22 protein-coding genes are annotated in these 26,836 nt (G+C 37.5%); 4 read left to right on the forward strand and 18 right to left on the reverse strand.

The genetic code is table 11. The annotated features are described in order from the left end of the window. Positions 1–560: 560 nt before the first annotated feature. On the forward strand, positions 561–731 hold the full coding sequence (locus JIV24_RS13670; protein WP_200465615.1) for a hypothetical protein: 171 nt from the start codon (positions 561–563) through the stop codon (positions 729–731). Positions 732–1,185: 454 nt separating this feature from the next. Here JIV24_RS13670 and JIV24_RS13675 read toward each other — a convergent pair whose 3' ends face one another. The 6 genes from JIV24_RS13675 to JIV24_RS13700 form a co-directional block, all read right to left on the reverse strand. Then, positions 1,186–1,902: a 2-phosphosulfolactate phosphatase gene (locus tag JIV24_RS13675; protein ID WP_200465616.1), complete on the reverse strand. Its 717-nt coding sequence runs from the start codon at positions 1,900–1,902 to the stop codon at positions 1,186–1,188. 9 nt (positions 1,903–1,911) lie between these two features. Beyond that, positions 1,912–3,249, reverse strand: a complete 1,338-nt coding sequence (locus JIV24_RS13680; RefSeq protein WP_200465617.1) for an MATE family efflux transporter — start codon at positions 3,247–3,249, stop codon at positions 1,912–1,914. Between the two features lie 68 nt (positions 3,250–3,317). Continuing rightward, entirely contained in the window at positions 3,318–5,468 is a 2,151-nt protein-coding gene (locus tag JIV24_RS13685) for a peptidase domain-containing ABC transporter (protein ID WP_200465618.1), read from the reverse strand. Positions 5,469–5,476: 8 nt separating this feature from the next. Continuing rightward, positions 5,477–6,640, reverse strand: a complete 1,164-nt coding sequence (locus JIV24_RS13690; RefSeq protein WP_200465619.1) for an HlyD family secretion protein — start codon at positions 6,638–6,640, stop codon at positions 5,477–5,479. A gap of 80 nt (positions 6,641–6,720) precedes the next feature. Next, positions 6,721–6,981 carry a hypothetical protein gene (locus JIV24_RS13695; RefSeq protein WP_200465620.1) on the reverse strand — a complete coding sequence of 87 codons (261 nt, stop codon included), beginning with the start codon at positions 6,979–6,981 and terminating at the stop codon, positions 6,721–6,723. A 214-nt stretch (positions 6,982–7,195) separates the two neighbouring features. Continuing rightward, positions 7,196–7,333: a hypothetical protein gene (locus JIV24_RS13700; protein ID WP_200465621.1), complete on the reverse strand. Its 138-nt coding sequence runs from the start codon at positions 7,331–7,333 to the stop codon at positions 7,196–7,198. An 84-nt stretch (positions 7,334–7,417) separates the two neighbouring features. Here JIV24_RS13700 and JIV24_RS13705 point away from each other — a divergent pair, with 84 nt between their 5' ends. Then, entirely contained in the window at positions 7,418–10,648 is a 3,231-nt protein-coding gene (locus tag JIV24_RS13705; protein ID WP_200465622.1) for a CHAT domain-containing protein, read from the forward strand. On the opposite strand, the gene JIV24_RS13710 is transcribed toward JIV24_RS13705, so the two are convergent. The 10 genes from JIV24_RS13710 to JIV24_RS13755 form a co-directional block, all read right to left on the reverse strand. Continuing rightward, positions 10,645–11,382, reverse strand: a complete 738-nt coding sequence (locus JIV24_RS13710) for a tetratricopeptide repeat protein (RefSeq protein WP_200465623.1) — start codon at positions 11,380–11,382, stop codon at positions 10,645–10,647. The two genes, JIV24_RS13705 and JIV24_RS13710, sit on opposite strands and share 4 nt — an antisense overlap. Next, the gene (locus JIV24_RS13715) at positions 11,372–11,947 is read right to left on the reverse strand and encodes an RNA polymerase sigma factor (protein WP_200465624.1); all 576 of its coding nucleotides are present in this window, start codon (positions 11,945–11,947) and stop codon (positions 11,372–11,374) included. Before JIV24_RS13715 ends, JIV24_RS13710 begins: the two co-directional genes overlap by 11 nt. 170 nt (positions 11,948–12,117) lie before the next feature. Then, on the reverse strand, positions 12,118–12,837 hold the full coding sequence (locus JIV24_RS13720) for a tRNA1(Val) (adenine(37)-N6)-methyltransferase (protein ID WP_200465625.1): 720 nt from the start codon (positions 12,835–12,837) through the stop codon (positions 12,118–12,120). Between the two features lie 2 nt (positions 12,838–12,839). Continuing rightward, complete coding sequence (locus JIV24_RS13725) at positions 12,840–13,604, reverse strand: TIGR02757 family protein (RefSeq protein ID WP_200465626.1); 765 nt, start codon at positions 13,602–13,604, stop codon at positions 12,840–12,842. A gap of 1 nt (position 13,605) precedes the next feature. Continuing rightward, a complete protein-coding gene (locus JIV24_RS13730; protein ID WP_200465627.1) occupies positions 13,606–14,262 on the reverse strand; it encodes an ABC transporter ATP-binding protein in 657 nt (218 codons plus the stop codon). A gap of 1 nt (position 14,263) precedes the next feature. Beyond that, entirely contained in the window at positions 14,264–15,196 is a 933-nt protein-coding gene (locus tag JIV24_RS13735; RefSeq protein ID WP_200465628.1) for a calcium/sodium antiporter, read from the reverse strand. Between the two features lie 9 nt (positions 15,197–15,205). Beyond that, positions 15,206–15,595, reverse strand: coding sequence for a twin-arginine translocase TatA/TatE family subunit (locus tag JIV24_RS13740; protein WP_200465629.1), 390 nt, complete (start codon positions 15,593–15,595; stop codon positions 15,206–15,208). A 103-nt stretch (positions 15,596–15,698) separates the two neighbouring features. After that, positions 15,699–18,683 carry a protein translocase subunit SecDF gene (secDF, locus tag JIV24_RS13745; protein WP_200465630.1) on the reverse strand — a complete coding sequence of 995 codons (2,985 nt, stop codon included), beginning with the start codon at positions 18,681–18,683 and terminating at the stop codon, positions 15,699–15,701. 173 nt (positions 18,684–18,856) lie between these two features. Next, on the reverse strand, positions 18,857–21,274 hold the full coding sequence (locus JIV24_RS13750) for an ABC transporter permease (protein ID WP_200465631.1): 2,418 nt from the start codon (positions 21,272–21,274) through the stop codon (positions 18,857–18,859). Beyond that, complete coding sequence (locus tag JIV24_RS13755) at positions 21,274–21,957, reverse strand: ABC transporter ATP-binding protein (protein ID WP_200465632.1); 684 nt, start codon at positions 21,955–21,957, stop codon at positions 21,274–21,276. Before JIV24_RS13755 ends, JIV24_RS13750 begins: the two co-directional genes overlap by 1 nt. Positions 21,958–22,334: 377 nt before the next feature. Between JIV24_RS13755 and JIV24_RS13760 the strand changes: the two genes are divergently transcribed. Both JIV24_RS13760 and JIV24_RS13765 read left to right on the forward strand, forming a co-directional pair. Next, positions 22,335–23,711, forward strand: coding sequence for a sigma-54-dependent transcriptional regulator (locus JIV24_RS13760; RefSeq protein WP_200465633.1), 1,377 nt, complete (start codon positions 22,335–22,337; stop codon positions 23,709–23,711). A gap of 91 nt (positions 23,712–23,802) precedes the next feature. Then, a complete protein-coding gene (locus tag JIV24_RS13765; protein WP_234445832.1) occupies positions 23,803–25,062 on the forward strand; it encodes a sensor histidine kinase in 1,260 nt (419 codons plus the stop codon). Positions 25,063–25,122: 60 nt separating this feature from the next. Here the strand turns inward: JIV24_RS13765 and JIV24_RS13770 are convergent, their stop codons facing one another. Then, complete coding sequence (locus JIV24_RS13770) at positions 25,123–25,764, reverse strand: redox-sensing transcriptional repressor Rex (protein ID WP_200465635.1); 642 nt, start codon at positions 25,762–25,764, stop codon at positions 25,123–25,125. A gap of 147 nt (positions 25,765–25,911) precedes the next feature. Beyond that, a complete protein-coding gene (locus JIV24_RS13775; RefSeq protein ID WP_200465636.1) occupies positions 25,912–26,757 on the reverse strand; it encodes a PH domain-containing protein in 846 nt (281 codons plus the stop codon). Between the last annotated feature and the right edge of the window lie 79 nt (positions 26,758–26,836).

A 26,836-nucleotide genomic window follows, 5' to 3' on the forward strand; every position in this document is an offset into this window, starting at 1 on the left:
GTTAATATTTAGTTGTTTACATACTAACAGGCGGGAGCAATTTTTGATCAAATTTGCGTAATGAAAGATCTGCACCCAGTAGATAACAATCTATTGCACCAGGCTCATTTAGAATTAATTCAATTGTGTTGTTGTTTAAGAATTCTACATTATTAGAGGCTACATATTTAATGACGATAGTTAAGATGAATGGTTGCGTCAGTCCATGCAAAAAGGTTGAGTACATTTAACCTGAAATATCAATGTCATTTAGTTAAGCGTTAAGCATACTGCCTCAACCCTAGGGGTAGCTCCCCAAGTGGAGCATTTATGTACAGCTTGCATATTTGGAATATATGCCCAACTGCCAATCAAATCTTCCCCATGGGGAAAACGAAGTTTCGCTAATGCCATTAAATGCAAACACAAATTGGCAAGTGCCGCAGGCGATGGGGGAAAAAAAATCTAGTAAGTCTGTTGCGTAAATTTGGGGGAACCCCCATTGCTCTCATTTAAATCTGACTGATTTTCAATACAAAGGAATTGTTTGTATCTTGCAATACACCTATAAAGATTTCACCATGAATACATTTTTAAAGAATTTCGGTATCATCCTGATTATTTTAGGAGTTGTAGTATTAGGTTTCTATTCGATGAATAACCCTACGAGCAATACGCCATTAATCTTCGCTGCCTTATTGATGATTGGCGGTATTGGCGCGCATGTTATACTTAATCGAATTATCGATTAAGTGTTGTAGTCAGGTAAATAATAAACAAAGCCACTGAAAGATGATTCATTCAGTGGCTTTTTTGTTTTTGGTCTTAACCTAAGATAATTGCGGAGTCACCAGAGTCACCCTAAGAAGTGTATTATCTGTTTAATCTACTACATGACACTCGTCGCTTAAGCCGCGGGGCTTATCCTCCCTTCTCCTTGATGAGAAAAGGATACAAAAGAATCAAGGCTGCTTGTAAAATAGCTTTCTAATTCAGCTCACTCCTAAGCTTGGCCGGGTGATTTCCAAAACAAGTTTGGAACTTCCCGGTCGCGCTAATGACTTCGCTTCAACAAAATCTATTTTGCAAAAGGCCGAAAGCAAACTACTTCGAAGTATCACTTGTTAATATGGTCTAAGATAAAAACGTGCTCTAAAGATTGATGACACGTCCCCATGACTAGCTGTAGATTGCAAGTATAGAAATTTAGCTTTTATTCTCGATAACCTGACCGTTCCAATGCGGTACATTATCACAAATACCCGATCGAAAGCAGTATTCTAAATCTTTCAGATAGCCTTTTGTCTTTAGCACATTGTAATGATAACCCTTGCTTGCTGTTTCATGAAGCTTTGTGGCATTGATTTCGTAAAGCGATTCTATCGTCAAAGCAAAATCAGTCAGCTCCAATTCCACAGATTGTTCTTGAAGTAAATGGATAATACGCCCCGCACACAAAGCATCTTCAAGTGTGTACAAGCCATTATTACCCGAGCACACCAACACCACATCCTTATGATTCTTTATTTCATTAACAATTGCTTTATCATTGGCAAAGGAAGCAATCAAAAGCTCTTTTGCCGAAAGCGAATTATTAATGGCCAAAGTACCGTTTGTTGTCGTCATCACTAAAAGCTTACCCGCAATTACTTCCTTGTTGTACGACAATGGTGAATTACCATAATCAAAGCCTTCAATGGGTTCTGCATGACGCTCACCACCCAATATGACATCCGTACCGTTTTCTTTTTTAATATCAAAAGCGTCATCGGGCGAAAGAACAGGAATAATACCTTTAGCGCCATTATTCAATGCCGACACCATCACAGAGGTGGCACGCAAGACATCAATTACCACAACTGTTTTTCCTTTTACAAGGTCGGCCGATACCTGTTGCGCGGTTCCTATTACTTCTAGCTTCATAAATTACTTTTATAATCCGTAACGTTTCTTGTACAGCATCCGAAATCGCCATAACAAAAATACACCTGCCGACGCTAAGCCGGATAAGTAGCCTACCCAGATACCAATGGGGCCAGCCTCAAAAACAAATGCCGTTAAATAACCAATGGGCAATGAAATTAGCCAGTAAGCAATTCCTGCACCAATGACCGGCATCACCACATCTTCAAGTCCTCTTAATATACCTAGTGTTACCACCTGAATACCGTCAAAAATCTGGAATATACCTGCTACCAGCATTAAACCGGCAGCGGTTTTAATCACTTCCACCTCATCGACAAACAACGATGGTAAAAAGTAACGCATCGACACGAATAAGAAACTCATAATGGTCATAAACATTACTACCAAATGAAGTGAAGCAAAGGCACTGTGCTTTAGTGATGGGTAATCTTTCTTGCCCCTGAAAATACTAACTTTTATAGTTGTTGCCGATGCCAGACCTGAAGACATCATATAGGTTAAACTGGCCATGCTCAACACTATCTGATGTGCGGCAAGGCTAACAGCATTAATCCATCCCATCATGATACTTCCCAGGCTAAATGCAAATACCTCAATAACCGATTGCAAGCCTATAGGAAGGCCAAGTTTCCAGATGCGTTTAAATGCCGAAGCAGAGAACTGACTGACATGAATGCCTCGGTATTCTTTAAATAAGCGTACCCGATACGACACAAATACAAACATAATGGCCATCACTATGCGCGATGCTAATGTGCCAATACCTGCACCAACCACACCCATAGCCGGCACTCCAAAATGCCCGTAAATAAACACATAATTCAATGCGACATTTAACAAATTACCTCCAATCGTGATAATCATGGCTATTTTGGTATTGCTCAATCCTTCGGCAAATTGCTTGTAATTATTAAATACCTGCAATGGCAATATGGATAAAATCAATAAGATATAGTAAGGAATAGCCTCTTCGACAACACCGGCCTCCTGCCCCATAAAAGGCATGGCCAAAGCAATGGCACCAGCCACCAGTGATAACAAAACACCAATAATCACATTAGCATACATCCCTTGCTGAAACCAATAGGCACATTCATCTTTGTTTTTGGCACCATAGGCTTTCCCTACCAAAGGCGTTAAGGCAAAAGAGATGCCCATACCCAAAACCAGTACATTAATAAAAATGCTGTTGGCAAATGAGGCCGCTGCCAGCGGAATAGTCCCTACCTGACCAACCATAACCGTGTCGGCAACATTAACCAGCATTTGTCCGGCTTGTGCCAGCACCACTGGTGTTGCCAACTTTATATTTGGCCAATAATGTGATGAATAATGATTTTGCATTAGCTTGCAGCACTTATTAAGCCCACAAAAGTAAACAAAGAAAAGATGAATTAGGTATGCTTGAGTGTTTATAAATGATTGTGTCTGACCATTTCATAAAACCGGCCTTTCTTATCTTTCCTAAGCTCTTTAACAGTGCCCGACTGAATAACCTGGCCTCTCTCAAAGACAAAAACTTCATCAGCAATATCAATCACACTCATTCGATGGGCTACCATAATAATGGTTCTCCCCTCATCCTTTAGTTGAAGTATGATATCCTTCACGATCGACTCTGAACGATCATCTAAAAAGGAAGTCGCTTCATCGAATATATAAATTTGCGGATTCAGATACAGTACACGTGCAATAGCCAGGCGTTGTCGCTGTCCACCTGAAAGCTGAATGGCATTTTCGCCCAGCCAGGTATAAAGTCCTTCAGGTAATTGCTCAATGGTGTCGTTGAGTTGCAGCTGTTTAATAATCTGATTGATTCTTCTGATGTCAGGATTGGCATCTCCCAGAGCAATATTATCAATAACATTGCCGGCAAAAAGCTCTATGTTTTGTGGCACAATACCAACGGTCTTACGAAGATCATTGAGGTTTATATACTTGATTTCATTACCGCCAATCGTCAATTGCCCTGCACCCACCGGATACAAACCCTGAATTAAAGCACCGATAGTTGACTTACCACAGCCACTATCACCCAATAAAACAGAAATGGTATTATTCTTTATCAAAAGGTCAAACCCCTCAAATAAATCCTGCTCAAGGGTGTACGAAAAAGTGACATTTTTAAACACCACATCACCAACATCATCTTTATCAAAGGCCATGGTTTGTTGTGTTTCCTGTTCTCCTTTCATCTCAAGAAGTTCAAAAAGGCGATCCATAGCAATTAGCGCCCCATGCCAACTTTTATTGATGGCAGCTAGTCGGGCAACAGGTCCCGTAAAAAAGGCCGATATGGCAAAAAATGACATCAGCTCACCCGATGAAAGTTCGGTGTCAATAACCAGTAATGCGCCTGACCACAAGATAGTCAGCGTTAATATCCGATTGATAAATGACATACCCGAGTTGGAAAATATATCCAACTTACCCGATTTATATACATGCCCCAAAACCTTTACCAGACGGTTATCTACACCATTGGCAAAATGCTCTTCGGCACCCATTTGTTTCACTGTTTTGATGGCCCGCAACGATTCTACCAACTGTATTTCCAGCTCAGCCGTTTCCTCCATTTTACTTCGTTCGAGCCGTTTGTTAATGGTATTGGTAATAAAAAGCAGTAGGAGATAAACAGGGATAACAGCATAAGCTAACAAAGCCAATTTCCAGCTAAATACCATCATTACCAAAAAGGCGATGGTGATAATCAACACATCAACCACCGATTCAACAGCTATTTGGTTAATAAAATTCCGAATCTTCACAGCATCATTCACGCGTGAAATCAGTTCGCCAATACGCATGCTGTCGTAAAACTTCTGAGGTAATTGTATCAAATGCCTGAAATAGCCTGAAATTAAACTGATATCGATATTTTGACTCACCCGTAGTACAAACCAGGACTGCAGAACGCCAATCAACAGCTGAACCACAAACACAAGCATCATTATTACTCCAAGAAGGTGCAAGAGGTTGCGGTTATGGCCCACCAACACAAAATCAGTCAACTTTTGAATATAAAATGCAGTAGATAGGCCAAGCACCGAAAATGCCAATGCACCAAAAGCCGATTGTATAAAAACCGCTTTGTGAGGTTTGATAACATTCCATAGGCGTTTGACATTCGAAATAGAATGATTGCCAGGCGTAAAGTCAGCAGCCGGAATCATCAGTATCATCACGCCTGTCCATTTCTTAGAAAAATCGTCAATCGACATGGCCACCATTTTGCCGAAGGCCGGATCCATCACTCTTACCGATTTTTTTCCCAGCTTATATATCACCACAAAATGGTGTGTACCACCAGCTAGTTTTAAATGAGCAATGGCCGGCGTTGGAATATCCTTTAAATCACTGCTATCAATTTCGATGCCTTTTACATCAAAACCCAGACATTCGGCGGCCTTAATCAAACCATAAGCACTAGTGCCACCTTTGTGTGTTCCTGCCTCTTGTCGGATGGTCCACAAAGGTATACGCAGCTTGTAATACCTTGCTACGGAAGCCAGGCAAGCAGCACCACAATCACTCGCATCATATTGTTGAATGGCTAGTTTCATGCCCTTAATTATTTGACAGGATTCGTTTCATTAATAATCTTTGGATTTAGCCAATCATCAACCGTATCAAATAATAGCTGATACAAGGAACGTTTGCTTACAATAAAACGAGCAGTCAGGCTCATTCCTTTTTTCATGTGCCCCACCAGTCCATTGCTCAGTTGCAATGATTTTTGTTTTAAGCGGCATCGAATTAAATATCTATACTCACTTTTAACCAGGTTTACATCATGAGCTACTTCTACAACCTCAGCATCAAGCATTCCCCATTGGTTGTAATCGTAGGTGTCAACCTGCAACCTAACTGGCATACCTTTATGTATAAAACCAATATCAGATGGAGAAATATAACACTCTGCTATCAAATCTTCCTGAGGAGATAAACTGGCTATTGCTTCGTTTTCATTTAAAAAATGCCCTATTGCAATACCCTTAAAGTCAATAACACTTCCATCAAAAGGGGCGGTAATAACATATTGAGTCTGTACTTGCTTTAAATTTTCTACCTGCCCTTCCAGTTCACGGTTAGACGTAATGTAGTTCTTACTATCAGCTTCCCATTTTGATTGAGTGGCTGTTTTATACAACTTTAGTTCATCTCTTGCTTCATCTAGTTTAAAAGAGTCTTCCTGAAATTCTGATAGTGGAACAACTCCATCGTTATACAAATCAGCAGTTCGTTTAAAATCGACCAGTAGTTTATTGACTTTTCGTTCGTAACGTTTAATGGAGCTCAAATAATCATCATTCTCTTTGATATAGAGCGGTGTAATCAACTTCATATTAATATCACGCCCCAATAACACATCAAGGTCATGCCTATAATCGTTTTGAAGTTTAAGTTGCGAACGAATGAGATTTATCTCATTATTGATACCGGCCTGATGAAGAACAATAAGGGTATCTGCTTTCCTTACAAGTTGATTTTCTTTGATATGCACCCCTGTTACCTTGGCCGTAATGGGCGAAGAAATAGTAATCATACGATTAAGAGAAGTGACCATACCACGACTTTGTACCGTAACATCTACCTGAATAAAGGGCAGAGAAACAATTACACTAAAGAAAAAGATAAGAATTACCCAATACAATCCATATCCGCGATAGTTAATAGCAGAATATTGGTGATATTTTGAATTTCTCTGATGTTGTTTGGATGTATCGACAGGCATATCAGGTTAAGCTACATCCCGAAATTAATGTTTTTTATTGAAGATGTGGTCTTTTGCCACCTTTATGCTTTCATGCCGCATCATTTTGGCACTTCAATCTTTTCATACTCAACCCAACGAATACCATCTTTAAAATACCCCTCAAATTCATACTCGAAACTATTTAATTCTTTTGAGAAGTGTATAATGGCTCCTAAATGCGTCATCATATCCAGGTAAAAGTAAAGCATACGTACGGACATGCAGAGGCGACCGGCCATCTCTATTGGCGAACCGGTTTCCTGGCGTCTGATTTCTTTATCAATCAGCGCTATTGTTTTGCGTACTTCGTGCTGCGGCAAATCTTTCTCTCCTTTTTCAAAACAAAAAATTGAGGATAAAGAAGGTGAGGGGTACTAGGTGAGAATCGGGAATCTATAAGGGAAACCGCCCCACCTTCTTTGTTTCTACAAACGGTCTGCGTTCAGACCTCTACTAATCGGGATAGTCATATTAATATTGTTAATGTCTTTCATCGGCTCATCCAAAACCCATTGATAACAGAACATCATATTTTTATAATTTAGTTTTACTGGTTTCGTCCATATCATTGTTTGATCCATCTCCTCCAACAACCTTTTTTAAAAAAGCCGTGTCTTTTGCTTTAAACTTTTTAAATTGCTCCTGCTTTTTTGCTTTAACTAAAGTCTTCATGATACTATCGTATTAATGGTTTCTATAGGTTAATTGCAGAAATCGAGAATCGTAACACCTTTTTTAAAACTTTTTTTAAAAAAAATGAAGAGCACACTACTTATAATACTGATATTGTGCCTATTGAGCATCGTGAAAAAAAGTTATTCGCAAGAAATTAATGATAACATAATATATTTTTCAAAGCATTATTCGAGTGAGGATTATAAGAAAGCTGCTGAAATTGGATCGGAGATATTGAATTCAGACAAACTGAGGCCTCAAGATAACGAACGCTTTCGTTTGCTTTATAAAACGATACGTTCGTATGCATATTCTGATAATATGAGGGGTGCGTACACCTTTCTGACCAACATTCCTCAGGTAAATGAAGATAAGTTATTTAATGAATACATTAAATTATACATTGCCGTAACAGCCATTAATAATAAAAGAATGAAGGAAGCCAAAAGAATTTATGAGAGCTTCCTGTCGGAAAACAATATGGAATTTCTAACCGATTCAGTTAAGGCAAAAATTTATCACAATCTATCGGTCATAGTTGGTTTTGAAGGAAACGAGGCTAAAAGGTTACAGTATTTGACGCAGTCGTTTGAGTTGGAAAAACAAACACTACTCAACAATTCGAATTTTGAGAATTACAACCTCTCGGTTGAAGTTTATACAAGTGAACTTTATAAACGATATCGCCAATATGAAAAGGCTTATAGAGTCTTTCAGGAAGCATTGTCATTACCTTTCAATAAAGAAGTCAATGTATATAACCATGCTTTCTTTCAAAATTACATCGAGCTTCTCCTGACCATGGGGATGGAAGAAAAAGCTCAAGTCCATATAGAAAATCTTTCGCAATTTTATCAGAAAAAGGGTAAGGTCTTTCTGGTCGAATATTGCAGTTTATTGAATTCTATTGCCAATCATTATTTCTTACAAAACAATTATACAGAAGCCATATTATTATCCTCCAAAATCCTATCTATCAGCTCAGTTACACCTATTTTTAAGAGCAGCAGAACAAATGCCAACGATTGTTTGGCCAGGTGCTATTTTAGCTTACAACAGTACGATAAAATGCGCTATTATTTGCTAAAAGACATCGAAGAGTGTAAACAATTAGATAAAGTATCACTTAGTTCAGCTTATGTGGTGATGGCACATTATCTCTCAAAAATATATGATGATAACAATGCCTACACTTATATCGATTCAGCTTTGAATCTGCGTTACAATGAACTAAGGCTTCCATTAGACAGAATAAATGAGAACATTACAGCACTTGCCTACTTTGAACTTGGCCAATACTCTCAAAGCCTGTATCACCTTGAGAATGTCAACAAAGTCATGGTTAAAAACGGAAATTACACTTCCTATCTTTTCTGGGATAATCAATACGAAAGAGCACTTTGTTACAATCATTTAAAACAATATCGCGAAGCCTACCAACTATTAAAAAAAGCCAACTCTGAGATGCTGAGAAAATATCCGCATCTCTACGACAAAGCATCTACGATTCAAAACAGCAGGTTTGGTTCATTGTATCGAAACATTAATATTGCACTGGCTGAAAATCTGTACAAACAATATTTAGATGGCCTGGATCTGGAAATTCTCAAGAAAGCCATGGACCATGTAGAAGAAGCTGGCAAGAGTATTGAAATATTAAGGAATAAACAAAACTACGATCGAGACCGATTGGTAACAGGTGAAATGTATTACGATTTCACATTGCAAAGTTCAAAAGTGTCAATGGCATTGTATAAAGCCACCCAAAAAGAATGGTATCTGCACAAAACATTTGAATACATTCAAAAAGGGAAGTCGTATGCATTAACGCAAGGTATTAATGAGAAGAATTATAAATTAAACTCTGGAGTACCACTCACAACCATTAATCTTTTAAATCAACTAAAAGACCAGTACGATCGATATGAAGACCGCTATAACGAGGCATTTTTTGGCGAACAGGGAGACAGCAATTTAATAACATCGTTAAATGATAAAATGAGCCAAAATATGGCTAAAATTGATAGTGTAAACAGAGCTATCGAAAGAGAGTTCCCAAGCTATCAGGAAGAAAAAGCGCGCGCCCCATTTTTAAGTATCAAAGAAATACAGAATCGACTTAGTGACGAACAAGTCATTGTTGATTATTACCAAACTGAAGAGGAAATATTTCGATTCACAATCTCAAAACAAGATACTCGTTGTGACATTATTCCAACAAATACCAATTTTAAGAACAATCTTCAGCTTGTGGTCGACGAAATTTCAACTCCTTTTGTTGGACAGTATTCAATGGAGCACATGCAGAGATTTGCACATGCTTCCCATTCGTTATATCTGCTTCTTTTAAAAGACATAGAATTATATATTTCAGATAAAGAACTAATTATTGTACCACACTCTGAATTATCATACCTCCCGTTTGAAGTTCTTCTTACCGAAGATTGTGCGGATAAGAAACCAAAGTTCAGCGCGTATCCTTGGTTAATTAAAAGTCAGGTTGTTAGCTATTCATACAATACGGCTTTATTGAATCAATCTTCAAATAACACCATTGAATTCAATAACATCCTGGCTTTCGCTCCTGAATATTACGGTTCATCTGGCACCCAATCAATTGATTTAAATAATTCAAGGTATCTGGATTCGCTATTAGCACCTTTGACAGGTGCACAAAATGAAATTTCGGCCATTGATAAACTGTTTAGAACTTCAAAATACAAAGGCAAAGAAGCTAATAAGGATAATTTTATTGCTTCAATGCAAAATAACGACATCCTTCATCTGGCAATGCACTCAGTAAACGATGAAGCACTGCCATTTAATTCTCAACTCATATTTGCTTCAAAAGACAGTTCTTCCGGGAGCTTTAAAGCGGGTGAAATATATAACTATAATATTAAGTCGCCATTGGCAGTATTGAGCTCATGTAGCACCGGGCGAGGACAGAAACAAAAAGGGGAAGGCTTGTTAAGTATTGCTCGTGCCTTTACCTATTCCGGCGTTGAGTCGCAAGTAATGACGCTATGGCCTGTTAATGATTTAAGTGGGGCCAATATTGTCAATCGTTTTTACCAACACCTTAAAGAGGAAATACCTAAAAACATCGCTTTACAGCAGAGTAAACTGAATTATTTGGCTACTGCCGACGGCGTAAAGTCTCACCCCTATTATTGGGCAAATTATGTTTTGGCAGGCAATACCAGCCCTGTAAAACAACAAATGCCAAAAGGCATTTTCGTGTACCTTCTGGCATTTGCAATTTTATCAGTTATTCTCTTATTTATTTACGATAAAAGAAAAGTTCGTTAAAAATCGATCTTATCAAGCAATTCTTTCGCTTTTGTTGAGTAGCTATTACCGCTAGTTTGAAGTTGCGTTAACAACAACTCGGCCGGTTCATATTCTTCTAGTTTTATATGACACAACGATAGGTACCATTTAATTTGTTCCTCGTAGAAAATTGCTATTTCCTGAGTTGATTGCAATTGACTCTTGGCCAATTCTAAATTTCCCATTTCCATGTAGCACAGCCCTGTAAAGAATCCTGCCAACTCTTCATTTTCATGGCTTAACTCTTTAAAAGAAACTATTGCCGCATCTATGTCACCTGATTGATAACTCTCAAGAGCTCGATTAAACAACGAAGACTCCTCGCCTCCACGAACTGTCATATCGGTTCCATATGGAGAATAATATTCAACAAATGCCTGACCGCCTGTATAACTAGCATCGCGAAGCAAGCCTAGATAGCTTCCTAATCCGATAACAACAATTACTGAAGCGGCAGCCAACCAATAATTTATTTTGAAAGAGTTTCGTTTCTCATCCTGTTCTTCCAGAAACTCTTGACCTATTTCGTTCAACTGCTTCTTAAAATCGTCAAAGCCATCGCCCTGATTGGCAATTGAAAATAACACCTCTTGTTGAAGTTTCATATCTTCATTTACACCGGAATCAGACGCCATCTCCAACTTTAAATCTTCACGTTGTTCTGAAGATAATTCATTTGTAAAAAACTGCAGTATCTTTTTATTATAATCCATACTTCAACTCTTTATATTCAGGATCAGCCTTAATCATCTCCAATAACTTCTTGTTACACATTGATTTTCTATTCTTTGTGTACGCTATAGAGCTAAAAGCTAATTCCGTTGTAATGTGTTCATTTGTAAAACCTATTGAAACCAAACGCAATACATCCTGACATACTTTTTGTATTTTGTTATAATATTTCAAGTATAACTTTCTGCGCTTTTCGAATAACTCTTTTTCGTGAATTTCGCTCTCAAGTTCCGGAATCTCATCATTCAATACCTGATATGTTGGTGCCACCTGCTTTTTGCGAAGCTCATAAAGCCACAAATTTTTACAGACTGACACAAAATAGGTAGTGAAGGTACTTACCAGTATCGGTTTCTCTTTCTTGGAGTATATGGCTATAAAGGCATCCTGCATAATTTGCATGGCATCTTCATTCGAACCATTATTGTCTATAACAATTGTTCGAACCTGACTCCACACCAATTGCATAATGTACTTTATCAGCTTACTGTCTCGCGAGTAAACAGCCTCCAATAATTCATTATCTGAATATTTCCTTCTTAACATCTTCCTTGTTTTCCGACACTAAAATAGTGATTTTAATTCAATTATCTTTGCATCTCGTAAGCAGTAACTGTGCCAATACACACCAATATTAATACACACAAGGACTACGTACAATATCTTTTTTACTGCAAATGGAATTTATATGTTACAAAAAAGAAGAGAAAAATGAATCACATAGCTAAATAAAACTCATTCGTTAATGCAATATATTCATTGGAGTATCCATGACGTCCTTTATCTTCAACAATCATCTCTGAGTAGACACAGCTCTCATCCGTTTTTTTGGACAACTCAATAAGCACCCGACCAAATGTTTTTGAAGGTGTCGGCTTTATTAGCATCTGACGGCTTAAAATAAAACCCGTTCGTTGACCAATATTAACAAATTCGTTCATCACATCATAAGGTAAAACAACGGATAGCCTTCCTGTCTCATGCAACAGATTATACGAATATTTGATTAGCTCTTCATATGAAAGTGAATCGCAATGCCGAGCGACATTTCGTGCCAAATCGTTACTCTTAAAGGAGTTTTTAAAAAAAGGAGGATTGCAAACAATGTGATCCAACACCCGTCTGTTCGTTCGTCCATAATCCTGTATTGAGACATGCTCAGCTACCAGTCTATCTGACCATTTTGACAACCTGAAATTACCATTGGCTTGCTGTACAGCATCATTATCAACGTCAATGGCATGAATAGCAGTTTTAGAATTGCGCTGGGCTATCATTAATGCCACAAGGCCTGTTCCGGTACCAACATCAAGTACTGTTTGGCAATTCTCTATTTTGGCCCAGGCACCTAACAATACACCATCGGTACCTACTTTCATGGCTGCCTTATCCTGATGAACTGTGAATTGTTTAAATTGAAAATAGGTATTTGCCATTATCAGAAATCTTCATTTACACCCAAACCAAATAAGGCAAAATCATATTTAACGGGATCGTTGTTATCTAATTTTCGAAGTGTTTCCATCACTTCATCTACAGCTTTAATATCATTCTGTTTGCGTTTCAGAATACCCAACTGACGAGATATATTACCAGTATGAACATCTAATGGCAGTAATAAATCAGCAGAAGAAATACTCTTCCACAAGCCAAAATCAACTCCATTATTGTCGTGCCTTACCATCCATCGCAAGTACATATTCAGTCGTTTTGCAGAGGCACCCTTTAATATATTAGCAACATGCTTGTGTGTTCTTTCAGGCGAATCAAAACTTAGAAACATCTCACGAAAGTGTATTAATGCGTCTTTTATGCTCCCTTTTTGATATCCTTCGGTAAACACTTTCTCAAGTCCACCGTGCTTACTGTATATCGCCTTTAAGGCTTTTAAGAAGTACAGACAATCGATTGATGAATAGGTACGATAATAAAACTTTTCGAAAAGACTCCAATCAGACAGTTCGGCATTCATTAAGAAGTCATATGGTTCATATTCCAACATGCCCATTAATGTTGTCGCACTTTTGATAATTAAATCGCGACGTCCCCAGGCAATAGTAGCTGCCATAAAACCGGCAATTTCTATATCTTCTTTCTTAGTAAATAAATGAGGAATTGAAATCGGATCGTTTTCAATAAATTCGGGCCGATTATATTTATTGACCTTTTCATCCAGAAAAGATTGTAACTCGTGCAAGTCCATTCTATGTATTATAAATCACACCGTCTTTCATTTCAATCATACGATCACACATTTTGGCCAAATGATAATCATGAGTAACAATAACAAAGGTCTGATTAAATGCTTCTCGCAGTTCAAAAAATAGCTTTTGCAACTCCTCCTGACTATGCGAATCCAGGTTACCCGATGGTTCATCAGCAAAAACGACTGCTGGTTTATTAATTAACGCTCTGGCAACAGCAACTCTTTGCTTTTCGCCTCCACTTAGTTCTGATGGCTTATGCTCCAAGCGATGATCTAAGCTTAAAAACGACAATAATTTTTTCGCGCTAGCTTCGGCCTCCGGTTTCGAACGACCATTTATGAGGGCGGGCAACATGGCATTTTCAAGGGCATTAAACTCAGGTAATAACTGATGAAACTGAAATACAAACCCAATTTTAGTGTTTCTAAAACGAGATAATTGCTTCCCGGATAAACTTTGTAAATCAATGTTATCAATATAAACTTCGCCAGAAGAAGGCTTATCAAGCGTTCCGAGTATTTGTAACAAAGTTGTTTTCCCGGCACCACTAGCTCCTACAATAGAAACCACTTCACCCGCATCTATACTTAGATCGATACCTTTAAGTACCTCTAAGTCTCCATAGCTTTTTCTTATCTGTTTACATTGAATCATACTAAATAAATAACAGGTAAATATATAAGATATATATACTTAATAGAATGGCACCTTTCCAACGGCTAACAACACCCTTTGATAACGGTAAAATGACAATAAATAGTATAATAGCGATGGCAAACATCCACCAATAATCAGTGTTTACCATCGATTCGTTAACATTAATCGGCTTTATAACAGCAGTTACTCCCAGTACGGCCCATATATTAAAGATATTAGAACCAATAATATTACCGATTGAAATATCACTTTCCTTCTTAATAGCAGCCATTAGAGACGTAGCTAACTCAGGTACGCTTGTTCCCAAAGCCACCACTGAAATACCAATCACCCTTTCACTTACACCTAAACTTTGAGCTACATCTTTAGCTCCTATCACTAACCAGTCGGCACCAAAATAAAGCCCTGCTGCCGCAATAACAAATAGCAACATGGTCTTAAAAAGTGATAAAGATGGTTTTTCAATCTTCTCCTCGTTTTTACTTTGTTTTCTGCTGTTATAAACAGCCCATACAATATACAGTCCAAGAAAAACAAGGAATATAATGCCTTCAAACGACCTCAATAGCAAATCATAACTTGCTACCATTAAACCAATAGTAGCCACCATCATAATTAACCAATCAAACCAAATACCTTTCTTTTTGACTTTAACCGGGTATACAATCGATACCAAACCTAAGACAAGCGCGATATTAGCGATATTAGAGCCCACCACATTGCCAATTGATATATCGGCAGCACCATCAAACACTGCACGTAAACTAACCAGTAACTCGGGTGCTGAGGTACCGAAAGCTACAACCGTAATTCCAATAACCAAAGTAGACACCTTAAGGTGTCGAGCCAATTGCACACTTGACTTTACCAGCCAGTCACCACTAAAAAACAACAGTACAAACCCAGCTAATAAAAATAAAATTGGAGGCATAATTGCAATTTATAAATCAATAGAATCTTCACGTGAAACAGGACCATCTTTGTCTTTTGATGGCACCTCTTCTTCTTCAGAACTTGGTTCTTCACTCTTTGATTCTGAATCTTTTTTAAGGTTGTAAGGATCTAAATCAGATGTTTCTTCTTCGATAGCAGAACTTACTTCTTTTACTTCCTTATTGAGTTCATTTTTTGTCTCTTCGACTACATCAGTAATATCACTTGTATTTTCTCTGAACTCACGTTTTATCTCGTCCGATGCCCGCCGAAATTCATTCATCCCTTTACCAAGCATGCGAGCAACATCAGGGATGCTTTTAGCTCCAAATAACAACAATACGACGAGAACAACAATAATAATCTCGCCACCAGAAATAAAAAGAAACGTACTCATATCTAAATTTTTCAGATTCAAAGATAATAAAATAGCATCAGCTTGACTAAAAAGAAAAGCCCCACAGTCATACTGCAGGGCTTTGCTCTATATTAAAGAAATATTACTTCTTCTTTGACTTCTTATTTAGGAAGTTAAATGCTACTGGCGTTGCGATAAATAATGAAGAGTAAGTACCTACAAGTACACCTACCATTAATGCAAAAACAAAACCACGGATAACTTCACCACCGAATAAGAAAATAACTAATAACACGACAAAAGTAGTTAATGACGTATTTACTGTACGGCTAACTGTTGAGTTAAGGGCAGCATCCACAACTTCATCTTTTGCACGCTTTGGATACAACTTAAAGTACTCACGAATACGGTCAAAAACGACTACGGTATCGTTAATCGAATAACCAATTACCGTCAAGATAGCAGCAATAAATGACTGATCAATCTCCATCGAGAATGGCATGAATGAGTATGTTAACGAGAATACTCCTAATACGATTAATACATCGTGAACCAATGCTGCAATAGCACCAAAACCAAATTCCTTATTACGGAAACGCATTAATATATATAGGAAAATAACTATCAAGCTAAAGCCAATGGCATACGCTGCATTCTTCTTAATATCACTAGCAATGGTTGGTCCAACTTTCTGAGAACTCATACGGTAATCAGCCAAGAACTCATCCTTTGACACATTACCTTTGATATATGTTTTTAAGCCTTCGTATAACTTGGCTTCAACATTATTATCAATTTCTTCAGAGTTTTCATCAATCATGTAGTTGGTTGCGATACGCACCTGGTTTCCTTCGTTACCAAATTGCTTAGCTTCAACATGAGCTCCTTCAAAAGTCCCAGATAAAGTTCTCTGAACATCAACTGAAGATACCTGCTCATCGAAACGCACCACAAAAGTACGACCTCCGGTAAAGTCAATTCCTTGCTTAAGACCAAGCGTACTTAACGAACCAATTGAAACGACAATCGCGATTCCTGAGATAACGAAGAATAACTTCTGTTTCTGCAAAAATTTGATGTGTAAATTCTTATAAAGGTTACGTGTTAATTTAGTATCGAATATCAAGGTCTTATTCTTACTTAGCATCTGTTCGAAAATCAGTCGAGTGATGAAAATTGCTGAAAAGAATGATGTGGCGATACCAATCATTAATGTAGTCGCAAAACCTTTGATAGGACCTGTACCGAATAAGAATAAAATCAAACCAGTTAAGAAAGTGGTTACGTTGGCATCAATAATAGCAGAGAATGCGTTTCTGTATCCATCTTTAATGGCCAATTGTATACCCTTGCCTGAACGCAGTTCTTCTTTGATACGCTCATAAATAAGTACGTTGGCATCCACCGACATACCAATGGTTAATACAATACCGGCAATACCAGGTAATGTTAATACTGCTCCGAATGAAGCAAGTACTCCCATAATAAAGAACATGTTGGCAACCAAAGCAAAGTCAGCAACCCAACCTGCACGGATACCATAATATATTAGCATGTAGATAAGCACTACAATAAATGCCCAGATAAAAGATGTTAAGCCACTGTCAACAGCTTCCTGACCAAGTGAAGGACCAACAACTGTATCTTCAACAATACGAGCTGGTGCTGGTAATTTACCAGACTTAAGAATGTTTGCTAAATCCTGAGATTCTTCTGGTGTAAAGTTTCCGGTAATTTGACTCTGTCCACCATCGATTTTCTGATTTACAGTTGGGAAACTATAAACAAAACCATCTAAGACAACAGCAATACTACGATCAACATTAGCACCTGTTAAACGTGACCATGTTTTAGCACCTTCAGCATTCATGCTCATGCTTACTTCAAACTGACCTCTTTGGTTCGTCTGGCTACGAGCAGAAGTAATAACATCACCCTCTAGTGGCGGACGACCATCGTGAGTACTCACTTTGATAGCTACCAATTGGAAAGCAGTTTCTTTCTCATTAACATCAGCACCAAAACGGCTTGTTAAGTAATCTTTCTCTACTGGCTTAACTGTCCAGAAAAAACGTGCATCTTTAGGGAACAAGCTTTTTATAGATGGATTAGCCAAATACTCATTTACTTCAGCAGTATCACGCGATAAAGCTACACCAACCACAGGACCTCTTTGCTGAGGATGATTAGGTTGTAAATAGGTAAATAATGATTTAGCACTTGCAGCCTCTAGTGAATCTGTACCAACAGCATCAGCAGTTAATTGATCTACTAATGATGATTCTTCGTCCGCTTCTTCAGTTGTTGCTTCTTCAGCAACTTCTGTGTTCTTTGGAGACTTTGCAGCTTCCATTTCACGAACTTTCGTATCAGCTTGTACTAGATATTCAAATAATTCTGAATTTTCATAAGTTTCCCAGAACTCTAAGCTGGCAGTTCCCTGAAGTAACTTACGCACACGCTGTGGGTCAGTAACGCCAGGTAATTCAACTAATACACGACCTGCTTTTTCAAGGCGCTGAATATTTGGCTGAGTTACACCAAAGCGGTCAATACGCGAACGAAGAATATTAAAAGCATTATCAATGGCGCTATTAGATTCTTCACGTATTACCTGCAATACTTCTTCATTAGTTGAATTGTAACTAACACGTTCTTTTAATTCAACAGTATTAAAGATGGTTGCTAGTTGAGCATTTGGATCTATTTTAGAATACTCCTGACCAAATAACTTGATAAAGTCCTCTGATGAACTTTTCTCAGCAACCTCAGCAGCTTTTAAAGCTTTTAAGAATGTTTCGTCGGTATTATAATTTGAAAGAGCTCTTACTACATCGGCTACCTTCACTTCAAGAATAAGGTTCATACCACCTTTTAAGTCAAGACCGAAATTTATTTCACGCTCTTTACACTCTTGGTATGTATACTTACGGGCCACCCATAAGAAGTTATAAACCGTCTCGTTTTTAATTGAATCCAGGTAGGCGAATTCTTTGTCTGGGTCGCCACCTGCTATCTCTTTCGCCACATTTTCCACTCTACGAGTCTGGAATGTAAACATCAATTGATATAAGCTGACCAATACCAATAAAATGGCAAAAAGTCTTATAGCTCCTTTGTTCTGCATTTGTTAATAATTTTTATAATTCGTTTTGACAAACTTCACGTCTTAGTCGCGCAAATATATCGAATTTTTTAATATAGAAGCCTTAAAAAGAAGTGATAATTGATATTACCTTTTGATTCCCTACCAATTCATTCCAATGAACAAAACAAAAGCTTAATCTACAATAAGAAATACTATGCCACTGACCTTAGTCCAGATCCTCTGAAGGTTTGAATAAAAGTGGCAACAAATGATAACGCGACAAGGGTTAGTGCCCACAAAAAGAACGCGCTCATCCCAACAAATTCGAAGTAGGCATAGCTATTTCCCCATGCCTGAATAGCCCAATATGCAGGCACCGAAGCTAACATTACACCCGCAATAACATAAATGCTGTACATTGAAAACACTTGCCTGATTATAGATTGACGTGGAGCACCTATGATGTTTTTAACCGCAAAAGTGCCTGACTTATATTCAATAATAAAAGCCACCAACGCCACAACTCCTAATAAGGCAATAAACAGCGACAACATGGCAAAAACAGACATTATTTTAGCGATACGAACATCTTCTTCGTACAGTTTATCAATTCTTTGATCGAGTGATGTGTATACAAAAGGTGCACCATCAGAATACTTATCCCACAACACCTTCACCTCTTCTAAATCAACTTTGACTCCTTCTTCATGTTTGATTAAAACATATTCAAAACGTTTTTTTTCAGGCAATAAAATTAAAGCAAGCGGCTTTATTTCGGTAAAATATGATTCGTAATGGAAATCTTTTATTACACCAACGGTATTAAGTGCCCAATCATTATTGCCAAATACTTCTATTTTTTTATCTAAAGGCTTGCTTAATTTCAATTCCTTAACCGCTGCCACATTTAAATTAATGCCTAAGCTATCGCCCAGTTCGTTACTCAAAAAGCGTCCGGCTTTAAGCGTAATTCCCATTACCTTAAAATAGTCTTCATCAACATAATTTATGGGCAACATCATAACCTGATTTTCAACCCCTTCAATTATGCGGAATGTACCCTGGAAATAATCATCTCCAGGAAGGCTATTACAGGCACTCACATATTTTATTCCTGCTATTTTTTTCGTCTCTTCCTTAAAAGCACTTAAGTCATTACGTACGGCATGCCCTCTTTCAACAACTATCACATTGTTAGAATCAAAACCAGGATCACTTTCTTTTACAAAGGAAATTTGCCACCACATAGCAGTAGCCACTACCACCAAAAACATGGCCACAGCAAACTGACTTGTTACCAAAATACCACGGATAAGAAATCCAGGCTTGCCGATTTTATAGTCGCCAGATATCAACTTCTCGGGCTTTCTTCCAGAAAAGAAAAATGCCGGAAAGCTGCCTGCCAACAACCCAACTGTTAAGAGAACAAGTAAAATACCAAAAAAATCAATCCAGCCACGAAAGAAATTAAATTCAAGATTCAACTCAAAGAAACCATTAAAAAACGGCAATAATATTTCGAGTAAAACCATACCTATAAAAGTAGCCCCTAAAGCATATACCAATGCCTCAACTAAGAATTGCATTATCAGCTGTGAACGTGATGCTCCCACTAGTTGCCTATAACCAACTTCTTTATATTTTACGCGAAGCTTAGCTGTAGTGAGATTCATAAAATTAACACAAGTAGTCAGCAACACAAAAATCGCTACAAACACAAAGAGTTTAATATAAATAGGGTTTGAGTTTGAACTAAGCTCTTCTCCTAAATGTGAAGAAAAATGTATTTCCCTGAGTGGCTGCTCAATAAACGACAATTCAAACTTATCAGTGGATTGTTCGAACTCCATCACTTTAGCTATTTCAGGCCTTAATAGCTTATCTTTTTGGTCATTCATTTCAGAAATAAATGAACTAACATCCTTATTTTTCTCAAGCTTTAAATACGTGTAGCATTTTAAAGACAACCAATCGGACTTCCATTCTTCAACATAGGCTGAATCATTCTTTTGTAATAATATTTCGTCGACAGTACTCAAGGAAGCAACAAATCCAAAATCAAAATGAGAAGCCGCAGGTAAATTCTCACAAACGCCAACCACATTATAAATCAATCCTTCGCGTTCAATATTTTTTCCAATTGGATGCTCTTCTCCAAAATATTTCTTCGCGATAGTTTGTGTAATTACCACATTTCGAGATTCTCGCAGATCGTATGACGATTTACCTTCCAACATATTTACATCAAACAAGCTGAAAAAGCTGGAATCTCCAAACAGAAAACCATCTTCATTATATCTGAGTTCCTTGTATTTAACAACATTATTGGCTCCAGGAATAAATCTTACAACTTCTTCGACCTCTTCCATATTCAGAAGCACTTCGGCTAAAGGAAGCGGAGTGGTTGCACTATTAATATTATTATTTCCGAGCACACCTTTAGTCGCAATTCGATAAATACGCTCGTTATCAGAAAACGACGAATCATAACTCAACTCATGTCTCACCAATAAAATCACAAACAAGCCAAGTACCAAACCAACGGATAGACCCAATACATTTAGTAAGGCGTAAATCCCTTGCTTACGAATACTCCTAATCGCTACTTTTATGTGATGATTAAGCATCATTATAAACGGTTCTTTATATTCTCAGTTATTACATGTCCATCAAACAACTGAACAACTCGCTGACCTCTATCGGCTTCCAAAGCTGAATGTGTTGCCATAACAATGGTATAACCATCTTCATTTAATGACGACAATACTTCCATCACCTTATTGCCACAAGCCGAAGATAAATTACCAGTTGGTTCATCAGCAATTAAAATATCGGGGCTAGTAATTATAGCCCTTCCAATGCCCACTAATTGCTTTTGAAGCGACGATAATTGCTTAGGAAAATATTGACGCAAATGAGATAATTGAAACTTTGACAATACTTCATTCACTTTAACCTGACGAGCTTTCTTGGAGTACTTTAAGTATTGCAATGGCAATTCTATATTTTCATAAACGTTTAATTCATCAACTAATCCAAAATTTTGAAATATAAAGCCAATACCACCTCGTCGAAGATTGCTTCGCTGACGTTCTTTTAATCTACTAACTTCATGCCCCACAAAAAATAACTCACCAGAGGTAGGCTTATCAATTAAACCGATTGTGTTAATTAATGAAGTTTTACCACTGCCAGAAGGCCCCAGAACAACAACATATTCGCCCTGTTCAATGTCAATATTAACATTTTGCAGAACGGTTGTTTCAATGGCGCCATTCCTAATTACTTTCGTTAAATTTCTAGCATGAATCATGATCAATCAAATTATGTACGAATTCGAAACACCACTGTACGAATTCGAACATTCATTTTTATATATAATTGTCTAAAAAATCCCCATATAACCAAATGCAGCTCTACCCCACTTTATCAGCACCATCCACTATTACTCTATTGTACTGCACTTTAACTCCAAGCTCACTTCACCAATGGCTGCAAACCCATATGTGTTTCTCATAAAAGAAATATCACTTTCTATGCCACAAGGCTTAAGCCCTTATAATCAAAGCAATTACAAAAACGGCATTCTTTTTGGTTAACTCAGAACCAAATTAAACCGTACGCTTTCGAACATTAATACTATAGTTCTTGCTATAATTATGGTATCTTAATAGCGTTAAACTCGAAACTATGACTAAGAAATCAGGACGAATACTCGCAATTGATGATAATGCCGATATACTTTTTGCACTAAAACTATTGCTTAAACCACATGTTGAACACATTAGCACTTCAACAGATCCCAATAAAATACCAGCATTAATGGCCGAAAGTTCTTTTGATGTCGTACTCTTAGACATGAACTTTACTAAAGATGCCATTAGCGGACAGGAAGGTTTTCATTGGTTAGAAAAAATACTTCAAATTGATCCTTCAGCCGTTGTGCTATTTATCACAGCCTATGGCGATGTTGAAAAATCAGTTAAAGCAATACGAGCAGGAGCTACTGACTTTATACTTAAACCATGGCAAAATGAGAAATTACTGGCAACGGTTAACTCAGCCATTCAATTACGTCAATCGAGAAATGAAGTTAAAGACCTGAAGAGTAAACAAAAAGAAATAAACACCATATTAGATCAGCCATTCTCTGATTTTATTGGAGTCTCGCCGGGGATGCAAAATGTTTTTAATACCATTAAGAAGGTGGCAGCAACAGATGCCAACGTTTTGATTTTAGGGGAGAACGGCACCGGAAAAGAACTGGTAGCACGCGCATTGCATCGTAGCTCATTACGTAATAACGAAAGTTTTATTAGTGTAGATTTAGGTGCATTAAGCGAATCGTTATTTGAGAGTGAACTTTTTGGACATGTTAAAGGAGCATTTACCGACGCTAAAGCAGATCGTCCTGGCCGATTTGAATTGGCATCCAAAGGAACTATTTTCCTTGATGAGATAGGTAATTTATCATTACCACTTCAAGCCAAGCTACTAACGGTACTCGAAAGAAGAGAGGTAACCCGAGTAGGTGCAAATAAGCCAAAGCCAATTGATATTCGGTTAATTTGTGCAACCAACATGAACCTAAAACAGATGGCGATGGAAGACAGTTATCGTCAGGATTTAATTTATCGTATTAATACGGTTGAAATTGAGCTTCCTCCATTACGAGAAAGACCTGAGGACATTCCTGTGTTGGCAGATCACTTCCTAAAGATATTCTCAAAGAAGTATAAAAAGAAAGTAAACAAGTTATCTTCAAAAGTTATTAAGAAGCTTAACAACTACCCATGGCCTGGCAATGTTCGAGAGTTTCAGCACATTTTGGAGCGCACCGTTATCATGAGTGAATCGGCCAACCTTGAAGAAGCCGATTTTCAACTGTCATCACTTCCAACATCATCTGAAGGTTTTGAGTTTGACACATACAATCTGGAGGAGATTGAGAAGCAAATTATTGAAAAGGTACTTAGACTCAATCGCGGAAATGTTTCTAAAGCAGCTGCTGACTTAGGCTTAACAAGAACATCGTTATACAGGAGACTTGAAAAACATGGTTTATAATAACTTCAGAATAAACTTTATTGTAAGGACCTTGCTTTTAGCAGGGTCAATTTTTGCATTCTTCTACTTGTTCTTCAACACCGAACTAACCATGACTTTGGTTTTAGTTGGCCTTCTTATTGCATTTCAGATTTTTGCAATGATTCATTATGTTGACAGAACCAATCGTGTATTAAATAATTTTCTTGAATCAATCCGCTATTCTGATTTTACCCGCACCTTTCAGGTCGAAAGTCTAGATTCATCGTTTGATAAGCTTAAAAAATCTTTCAATGAGGTAATCAATGACTTCCAGGAGGTCAGGGCCGAAAAAGAAGAGAACTATTACTATTTGCAAACAGTTATTCAGCATATCGGCATTTCTCTTATCGCCTATGGAAAAGATGGAAAAGTAGAACTCATTAACAATGCGACTAAAAAGCTATTTCAGGTTAGATCCCTTAACAATATCCAGTCACTATCAGATTTTAGTCCTGAGTTAGTTCAAAAGCTACTCACCATCCGACATGGTGAAAACACACTAATAAGGGTTCAGGAAAAAGATGAACTGTTGCAGCTGGCTATTTACGCCACTGAGTTTAAAATTCATAATCGCACTATACTTCTAACATCCATCAAGAACATTCAGGAAGAGTTAGAAGAAAAGGAAATGGAATCGTGGCAAAAGTTAATTCGTGTACTTACTCACGAAATAATGAATTCCATTACACCAATCTCTTCCCTATCATCAACCATTACGATGATTTTGAAAGACTTGGCAGAAAGCCTTAAAGAAAAGAACATTGATAGTGACGATTTAGAAACGATTAAAGAGGTTGAAGGTGCATTGGAAACTATCCATAAGCGAACAGATGGATTATTACATTTTGTGAATACATATCGTGACTTAACAAGAATTCCAACTCCAGCTTTCGCTATTTTCCCGGTTAGTAAACTACTGCTCAACATCAAAGGCTTACTGACTGAAGAGCTTAAGTCGAAAAACATTAAATGCTCCATTAACATTGAGCCAAGCTCACTCGAATTATCTGCTGACGAAAAACTTATCGAACAGGTTATTATCAACCTTGTTAAGAATGCTATTCAAGCCCTTGACTCAAGAGAAAGCCCCGAAATACAGCTTAATGCGTTCTTAAATAAACGAGGACGGATTACGATTCAGGTAATTGACAATGGACAGGGAATATTACCCAATGTCTTGGATAAAATATTTATACCTTTTTTTACTACCAAACCACAGGGCTCAGGTATTGGCTTAAGTTTATCGAAGCAAATATTACGCCTGCATGGCGGCACTATTTCGGCCTATTCAGAACCTGAAAAAGCGACGAAATTCACACTTACATTCTAACAATAAAAAAGGTGCAAATCACATTGATTTGCACCTTTTCATTTACGCTTATTTTTTTCTTTAGTCAGTCTTCATCCTATTAAACATCACTGCTAAGTGGGCGTATAATGATGTATTTTGAACAACTACATTTTCGTCCACTTTGATGCGTACAGGCGTAAAGTTCCAGATAGCTTTTATCCCAACTTCTGCCAGCTTATTAGCAACATCCTGAGCTTTATCAACAGGAACAGTCAATATCCCTATCTTTGCCTTTTCTTCGTGCATGGTAGCCAATTCTTCAAAATGATAAATTGGCACACCTTCAATGGTTTTACCTACCACTTCAGGGTCAACGTCAAAAGCAGCTACAACCTTTAGTCCAAATTGCTTTAAACCATGATCATGCAATAATGCTTTTCCAAGACTTCCAACCCCAAACAAATAGGCTTCATCAACAACGGTGAACCCCAGGAAATCCTCCAACACATTAATTAAAGGCTCCACTTCGTAACCGACACGTGTTTTTCCAACAATGCTTGTATACGATAAGTCTTTAGTTACCTGAGTGGGATCAACGCCCATATCACGGGCTATTAAAGTAGAAGATATATGTTTCAGCCCATCCCTTTGAGCTAGTTTCAAATAAGCAAGATAACAGGGCATACGACGAAGTGCGGGCTCTGGTACCAGGTTATTCTTTTTACGATTAGTTAGCGACATGGTGAACTTTTCATCAGTTTAACATTCTTACAAAATTAATTAAGTTTTTGAATGATGACTCAATTCTTTAATTAAAATTGACAAGACTTATATCACTCTTTAAGTTCAAAAAGAACTCAACAGCATTGTTTTACACTTCTACATACACTATGATGCCATCTTCTTCAAATCCTTTTCCAGAAGACCATCTCTGTTCTTTTTATTAATCATGTGGTAATCGAAATAATAAAATGCCGAACTATCGGCCCCAATTAATATTTTATAGCAACGTGCTTTGTACTTCGTTCCTTCGGGTCCTACCTTATGCATAAAAACAACCGATTCATCTTTTCTTTCAATGGCATCCTCAACTTCTTCCTGAGTAACTATCTTAACATTATACGGATAAATATTCTTTATCTTTCCAACCGTATTTAAATCGGCTGTTAAGTCCTCTTTAACAAGAAACAAAGTTTTATCAGCCAAACTCTTGACATTATTATTGTAGTATTTAAAAGCATTGGCTTTAATTAATTCTGGTCGTTCATTCATTAGATTGACATGATTCTGAATAAAACGCACAAAAGCCTCCAGTTTATAGGCATAGCTTGTATCTTCTACCCTCAGGTACGATAAAGGCAGAGAGCATAAATCAGGTAAATCGCGCACTTCAGTGTCGGTCTCACCAAGCAGCAAACTCAAAAAATTATAACGCGCTTTCGTTTTGTCCACGTCAAAAGTGGCCACGGTAGATATAAGAAATGAATAAGCCGGATCATTTCGTTTATCTTCAAATTCATCATTGGAAATAAATTCATAATCGGTGAGCGTCCATACCGCTTCCATTACCTCCTTTATTTTAAAATTGAAATCACTCATTGGGTTGGCATCCATAACCACGAGCGTTTTCGTATTTAAAAAAGCTTTATATTCTTCCTTACTTGGCAAATGTTCTTTTGCAAAAAGACCAGTTGATAAAATCAATCCGCAGATAAGTGTCAATAGTTTTTTCATCATTATATTTTTTGCTTCATACGCGAATCAGTAGCTAAACGGTTACATCAAAATCAAATTATTTTTCATAACATGAAAA

It is taken from the genome of Carboxylicivirga marina (genome assembly GCF_016612505.1).
GTDB classification, from domain to species: Bacteria; Bacteroidota; Bacteroidia; order Bacteroidales; family Marinilabiliaceae; genus Carboxylicivirga; species Carboxylicivirga marina.

Bases quoted from the DNA above. Each gene is read 5' to 3' on its own strand.
- JIV24_RS13670 (WP_200465615.1), top strand. From the start codon at position 561: ATGAATACATTTTTAAAGAATTTCGGTATCATCCTGATTATTTTAGGA.
- JIV24_RS13675 (WP_200465616.1), bottom strand. From the start codon at position 1,902: ATGAAGCTAGAAGTAATAGGAACCGCGCAACAGGTATCGGCCGACCTT.
- JIV24_RS13680 (WP_200465617.1), bottom strand. From the start codon at position 3,249: ATGCAAAATCATTATTCATCACATTATTGGCCAAATATAAAGTTGGCA.
- JIV24_RS13685 (WP_200465618.1), bottom strand. From the start codon at position 5,468: ATGAAACTAGCCATTCAACAATATGATGCGAGTGATTGTGGTGCTGCT.
- JIV24_RS13690 (WP_200465619.1), bottom strand. From the start codon at position 6,640: ATGCCTGTCGATACATCCAAACAACATCAGAGAAATTCAAAATATCAC.
- JIV24_RS13700 (WP_200465621.1), bottom strand. From the start codon at position 7,333: ATGAAGACTTTAGTTAAAGCAAAAAAGCAGGAGCAATTTAAAAAGTTT.
- JIV24_RS13705 (WP_200465622.1), top strand. From the start codon at position 7,418: ATGAAGAGCACACTACTTATAATACTGATATTGTGCCTATTGAGCATC.
- JIV24_RS13710 (WP_200465623.1), bottom strand. From the start codon at position 11,382: ATGGATTATAATAAAAAGATACTGCAGTTTTTTACAAATGAATTATCT.
- JIV24_RS13715 (WP_200465624.1), bottom strand. From the start codon at position 11,947: ATGTTAAGAAGGAAATATTCAGATAATGAATTATTGGAGGCTGTTTAC.
- JIV24_RS13720 (WP_200465625.1), bottom strand. From the start codon at position 12,837: ATGGCAAATACCTATTTTCAATTTAAACAATTCACAGTTCATCAGGAT.
- JIV24_RS13725 (WP_200465626.1), bottom strand. From the start codon at position 13,604: ATGGACTTGCACGAGTTACAATCTTTTCTGGATGAAAAGGTCAATAAA.
- JIV24_RS13730 (WP_200465627.1), bottom strand. From the start codon at position 14,262: ATGATTCAATGTAAACAGATAAGAAAAAGCTATGGAGACTTAGAGGTA.
- JIV24_RS13735 (WP_200465628.1), bottom strand. From the start codon at position 15,196: ATGCCTCCAATTTTATTTTTATTAGCTGGGTTTGTACTGTTGTTTTTT.
- JIV24_RS13740 (WP_200465629.1), bottom strand. From the start codon at position 15,595: ATGAGTACGTTTCTTTTTATTTCTGGTGGCGAGATTATTATTGTTGTT.
- secDF (WP_200465630.1), bottom strand. From the start codon at position 18,683: ATGCAGAACAAAGGAGCTATAAGACTTTTTGCCATTTTATTGGTATTG.
- JIV24_RS13750 (WP_200465631.1), bottom strand. From the start codon at position 21,274: ATGATGCTTAATCATCACATAAAAGTAGCGATTAGGAGTATTCGTAAG.
- JIV24_RS13755 (WP_200465632.1), bottom strand. From the start codon at position 21,957: ATGATTCATGCTAGAAATTTAACGAAAGTAATTAGGAATGGCGCCATT.
- JIV24_RS13760 (WP_200465633.1), top strand. From the start codon at position 22,335: ATGACTAAGAAATCAGGACGAATACTCGCAATTGATGATAATGCCGAT.
- JIV24_RS13765 (WP_234445832.1), top strand. From the start codon at position 23,803: ATGACTTTGGTTTTAGTTGGCCTTCTTATTGCATTTCAGATTTTTGCA.
- JIV24_RS13770 (WP_200465635.1), bottom strand. From the start codon at position 25,764: ATGTCGCTAACTAATCGTAAAAAGAATAACCTGGTACCAGAGCCCGCA.
- JIV24_RS13775 (WP_200465636.1), bottom strand. From the start codon at position 26,757: ATGAAAAAACTATTGACACTTATCTGCGGATTGATTTTATCAACTGGT.